Source organism: Metallibacterium sp., from assembly GCF_054637675.1.
On the sequence record NZ_JBTSRB010000087.1, the window covers coordinates 1 to 4,840 of the forward strand.

Below are 4,840 nucleotides of genomic sequence, written 5' to 3' on the forward strand. Positions count from 1 at the left end.
TACTTCGCGCGGGCGTTCAAATCGCGGCGTCGGCCCTTCACCGCCGCTGCCGGCCGCGCTATGCCATGCACGGCAGCGGGGGAACGACGATGATCGAGGTCCGGCCTTTCGACCGCCTCGGCCATTTCCGCAACGAGTGGCTGAATGCGCGGCATCATTTCAGCTTCGGCCACTACCACGATCCGGCGCGGATGGGCGTCGGTGGCTTGCGGGTGTGGAATGACGATGAGATCGCGCCCGGCAAGGGGTTCGATCCGCACCCGCACCAGGACATGGAAATCATCACCTATGTCCGCGAAGGCGCGATCACACATCAGGACAGCCTCGGCAATCGCGGCCGGACCGAGGCGGGCGACGTGCAGGTGATGCATGCCGGCACCGGCATCGTGCATTCCGAATACAATCTGGAGGCGCTGCCGACGCGCATCTTCCAGATCTGGATTCTGCCGGGGCAGCATGGGGTCGCGCCGGGCTGGGGCGCGCGGGCGTTTCCAAAGCAGGTGGAAGGCGCGCTGGCCACACTGGCCGACGGGCGGCCGCAGGCGGACGGGTCGGCGCTGCCGCTGTATGCCGATGCCGCAGTGTTTGCCGGCATGCTGCGCCGCGGCCAAAGCGTGCGCCAGATATTGCGCCCTGGCCGTGCCGCCTATCTGGTGCCGGCCACGGGTGCGGTGACGGTGAACGGGATCGCCGTCGGCACCCGTGACGGGGCCGCCATCACCGGCGAGACGGAACTGGAACTGACGGCCGGGGCGGACGCCGAGATCGTGCTGGTGGATGTGCAGGGATGAACGCTGTGCCACAGGTCTGTGCGGCGGGAGCGGCAGATCGCGCAGGTAGTGGGTCAGTTTGAAGTCTGTCGCTGGTTTTCTTCCCTGTCCCCCTTTTTCAGGGGGCTTGGGCTGCGAAGCAGACCACGGGCAGGGTGAGGGGGTTGTGCGGCTCGCGTGATGCAGCCGTTCTGCGGGCACCCCCTCACCCTACCCTCCCATAGGCGCTAAAACAGGTCGCGAACCGGGTATCTGATGTGAGGTTTTCGTTGTCGTGGCGCGTTTGCAAGGCGGCGGTGAACCATCGCGCCGGCCGCCATGATGTTGGCGAGAGAGAGCGGGCCGGGGACGATGGCAAGCAGTACCATCAGCACGGTCTTCTGCACCGCCCAAAGTGACGGGACACAGGCGGCGTCGGGCAAGCCCTCAGGGGGAAGAGTCCAGGAAATCCTGGCTGAGATCGTCACACAGCAACGCAAGAATGAGGTGGGCATACAGCCGACTTCGCGACCCTTGCGCGGTCCACGTTGGTAACTTGTCGATATGCAACAGGGATTTCAGGCGCCTGAACGCGAGTTCGATCTGCCAGCACAGCCGGTAGACCGCGAGCACCGCCCCGGCGCGGTATCCGTTCTTTGGCAACGATGTCGCCAGGATCATGAACTCCGCTGCCATCAGGCGGCGCGGGTCGAGGGTTCTGCCCTTGCTGGCCGCCGCACGGCGCAGCGCCAATCTTGTGGCTTCGGCCGCTGCGGGGCTCCGGCGCTTCGGCACCATGCCTGTCGGTCAGTTCGAGATGCGCGAAGCCGCCGCGCCCGGGATCGAACACGCCGTGGATGCGCCAGTCGGTGCCGGGGCTGCCGGGTTTGCTGACGCAACTGCCGTCGGCCAGGCGCAAGGTGCGACCGGGCCAGCGCAACTCCGCGCCGGGGACCTTCGCCGCCAGCAGATGTTCGACCAGGGCGGCGAGAAACGCCCTCGCCTGGTTCAGCCGGTATTTGACGCCTGGGTTGCTGAGTTCGGCGATCCCCGGCATGGACGCCCAGGCCGCGGTCTGCCGCAACGACAGCCCGCCCGGCCCGCGCGCCAGCGCGATCCGCAACAGGCTCGCGCCATCAACCAGCTCGCGCCTGCGTCTCAAGCGCCAGACGATCAAGACCCAGGCCCGCCGGCAGACGCGCCAGCAGGGCGGAGAACGGGTCGGTCAGAACCGATGCTGCGTCATGCATTCACCCTCAGAATCAAACCGACCCGCGTCGCGTCAAGATCTATTTTAGTTGGTCACCGGCTGCGCCGACCCGCTGGACATGAAACTGGTGCGGCGTCGTGTTAATCTGGTTCGTCGTCGCTGGCGCAGAGGTCGGATAGTGTCTTGGTGCGCTTGAGTCCGTGTTTTAGTTGGACCGGGGATCCCTGAGCACCCCTGATTGCGCCAAGGGCCGTGCTGGCCCGGGAGCGCGTTTTCCAGAGTTCCTTCAACGGGGATTCCGAGCCGGCGGCGCGCCAGGAGGGTAGGACATGGAAGTTCTGTATTTGCATTGCGCCGGTCTCGATGTGCACAAGGACATGGTCGTGGCATGCCTGCGCCAGGCGGTGGACGGCAAGGTTGAACGTGAGGTCCGCACGTTCAAGACAACGACCAGAGCGCTGCTGGACCTGTCGGAATGGCTGGCCTCGGCCGGCTGCACCCATATCGTCATGGAGGCGACCGGGGTTTACTGGAAGCCCGTCTGGCACATCCTTGGCGATGGTGATTTCACACTGCTGCTCGCCAATGCGGCGCATGTGAAGAATGTTCCCGGCCGCAAGACCGACGTGAACGATGCGACCTGGCTGGCTGATCTGCTGGCGCACGGCCTGGTCCGCGGCAGCTTCGTGCCGGACGCCCAGACCCAGGAGATGCGTGGTCTGTTGCGCACACGCAAGCAACTCGTCCGCGAACGGACCAGCCACGTCCAGCGGCTGCAAAAGACGCTGGAGGACGCCAACATCAAGCTGGATTCGGTGATCTCCAATATCATCGGTGTGTCCGGCCGGGCGATGGTGGAGGCGCTGATCGCGGGCACGACCGATCCGGATGAACTGGCGACGCTCGCTCACCGGCAAATCAAGGCGCCGGCGACGGTGCTGCGTGAAGCGTTGCGCGGCCGGGTAACACGGCACCATCGCTTCCTGCTACGCCTGCATCTTCAGCAGATCGACGTGTTCGGCACCGCCATCGCCGGCATTGATGCGGAGGTCGAGGACAACGTCGAGCCCTTTCGCACCGCCATCCGGCTGCTGACCACGATCCCGGGGGTCAGCGACCTGAGCGCCCAGACCATCATGGCCGAGATCGGCAATGACATGACTCGCTTCCCCACCGAAGGGCACCTGATCTCCTGGGCTGGTCTCTGCCCGAAGAACGACGAGAGCGCGGGTAAGCGACGATCCAACCGCATGCGCAAAGGCGCGCCCTGGCTCAAGACCGCCCTTGTCCAATGCGCATGGGCCGGCGCCCGCAAAAAAGGCTGCTACCTTCAGGCACAGTTCAACCGGATCAGGGCGAGGCGCGGAATGAAAAAAGCGATCGGCGCCGTGGCCGCGTCAATCCTCACAGCCATCTATCACATGCTGACCAACGGGACCCTGTACCAGGATCTCGGTGCCGACTACTTCGATCAAAGAGCCAAAGCCACCCAAACGAAGCGCCTCGTCAATCGGCTTCAGAGCCTCGGATATGACGTCCAGATCACACCGGCGGCGGCCTGAACGGAGCGAGTTTCTTTCCAGCGCCTATGCCCAAACAGCCCCCATGACGCAGTCATTTTTGGGCGTCGCCTAACAGACCCATCGCTCGTCATCGTCCCCGTCCGCAGCATCCCACGGGTCATCAACGCTTGATCGCCACCCTGCGACAGGTTGCCCGCCCCTCCGCCGCGACCGCGCAGACCGCTCCGAACAGCCTTCCGTCCGCCAAATCCCACAGCGCACGCCATACAACGCCCATAGATAGCGCCTGCGGCCCGCGGTTCAGTTCAATCCGGCTTCAATGAGGTCGCGCCCCGAGCGCGTCGCTGCATCCGCGTCGCGCGACCTCACACCGGCTGTTTGTCGAGGCGGTGCTGTATCGCTATCGCGCCGGCATTCCCTGGCGCGACCTGCCGGAGCGCTTCTGGGACTGGAAGAATGTCCATCGGCGATTCAGCCGCTGGGCCAAAAGCGGTGTGTGGCAGAGGGTCTTTGCACATCTGCCGGCGACGCCGACAACGGATACGCGATGATCGACAGCACCATCGGGCGGGCGCATCAGCACAGCGCGGGCGCCAAAAAAAGTCGGCGGGATTCCTCGCGACCATGACCGCAAGCTCTGCAAAGCACGCCACCTGATCGAGAGCTTCTTCGCCAGGCTCAAGCAATCCCGTGCCATCGCAACGCGCAGCGACAAGACCGCCCGGAACTTCCTCGCCGCCATCCACCTCGCCGCAGCCACCGTTTGGCTCAATTGACGACGCGCCCTAACAAACTGCAATCACAGCCGTTGTTTCCGGACAAACACTCAGGCGGCGGCTTCCAGCGGCAGCACCGGACGGATGAAGTTGAGCGCCGCCGCAAAATTGGGCAGCCGCGCCAGTTCGCGCTCGCGCACCGCATCCGTCACCACCCAGACGGTGCCGGCCGACTGCACCATGTAGGCCGGATCAGGGTTCTCACGCACCCAGACCAGCACATAATCGCGCTGGCGCTCATCACGATCGGGGAAGAAAGCGCAAGCATCGCACAATCCCATCCGTTGCCCTGCGTCAAGCCAACGGGCGAGCAGTGCAGTATGTCTGGATGTGATGCGCGGATGCAAAACCACAATATTTGTGGCAACGGCCATGATCGTATTCGTATCCGTGGCACGCGCCAGCTTCTTCTTGACCATCGCCAACCGGACCTCAATTTAACGTGAGTCTCGTTTAGCGGAGACGTCAGGCCAATTGCCAGCGAAGAGCAGGTTACCGCGTTTCGTTTCACGTCACTGTGATGGCGCAGCCACACCTGCGAACGATCAGCGCGGTTGCCCGCCCTTTTTTGCCTTCCTCAGG

At 64.3% G+C, this 4,840-nt stretch carries 4 protein-coding genes and 1 pseudogene; 3 read left to right on the top strand and 2 right to left on the bottom strand.

Annotated elements, in window-relative coordinates:
- Window positions 1-791: pirin family protein (locus tag ACYDAT_RS15535; RefSeq protein ID WP_461451283.1), on the top strand; the 791-nt coding region annotated here is incomplete at its 5' end.
- 405 nt (window positions 792-1,196) lie between these two features.
- Here ACYDAT_RS15535 and ACYDAT_RS15540 read toward each other — a convergent pair.
- A complete protein-coding gene (locus ACYDAT_RS15540; protein WP_461451285.1) occupies window positions 1,197-1,547 on the bottom strand; it encodes a transposase in 351 nt (116 codons plus the stop codon).
- A gap of 741 nt (window positions 1,548-2,288) precedes the next feature.
- Between ACYDAT_RS15540 and ACYDAT_RS15545 the strand changes: the two genes are divergently transcribed.
- Both ACYDAT_RS15545 and ACYDAT_RS15550 read left to right on the top strand, forming a co-directional pair.
- Entirely contained in the window at window positions 2,289-3,521 is a 1,233-nt protein-coding gene (locus tag ACYDAT_RS15545) for an IS110 family RNA-guided transposase (protein ID WP_461451287.1), read from the top strand.
- A gap of 320 nt (window positions 3,522-3,841) precedes the next feature.
- Window positions 3,842-4,258: pseudogene (locus tag ACYDAT_RS15550) on the top strand (transposase); the annotation flags it as partial.
- Between the two features lie 50 nt (window positions 4,259-4,308).
- On the opposite strand, the gene ACYDAT_RS15555 reads toward ACYDAT_RS15550, so the two are convergent.
- The gene (locus tag ACYDAT_RS15555) at window positions 4,309-4,683 is read right to left on the bottom strand and encodes a hypothetical protein (protein WP_461451289.1); all 375 of its coding nucleotides are present in this window, start codon (window positions 4,681-4,683) and stop codon (window positions 4,309-4,311) included.
- Window positions 4,684-4,840: the final 157 nt, after the last annotated feature.

Bases quoted from the DNA above. Each gene is read 5' to 3' on its own strand.
- ACYDAT_RS15545 (WP_461451287.1), top strand. From the start codon at position 2,289: ATGGAAGTTCTGTATTTGCATTGCGCCGGTCTCGATGTGCACAAGGAC.
- ACYDAT_RS15540 (WP_461451285.1), bottom strand. From the start codon at position 1,547: ATGGTGCCGAAGCGCCGGAGCCCCGCAGCGGCCGAAGCCACAAGATTG.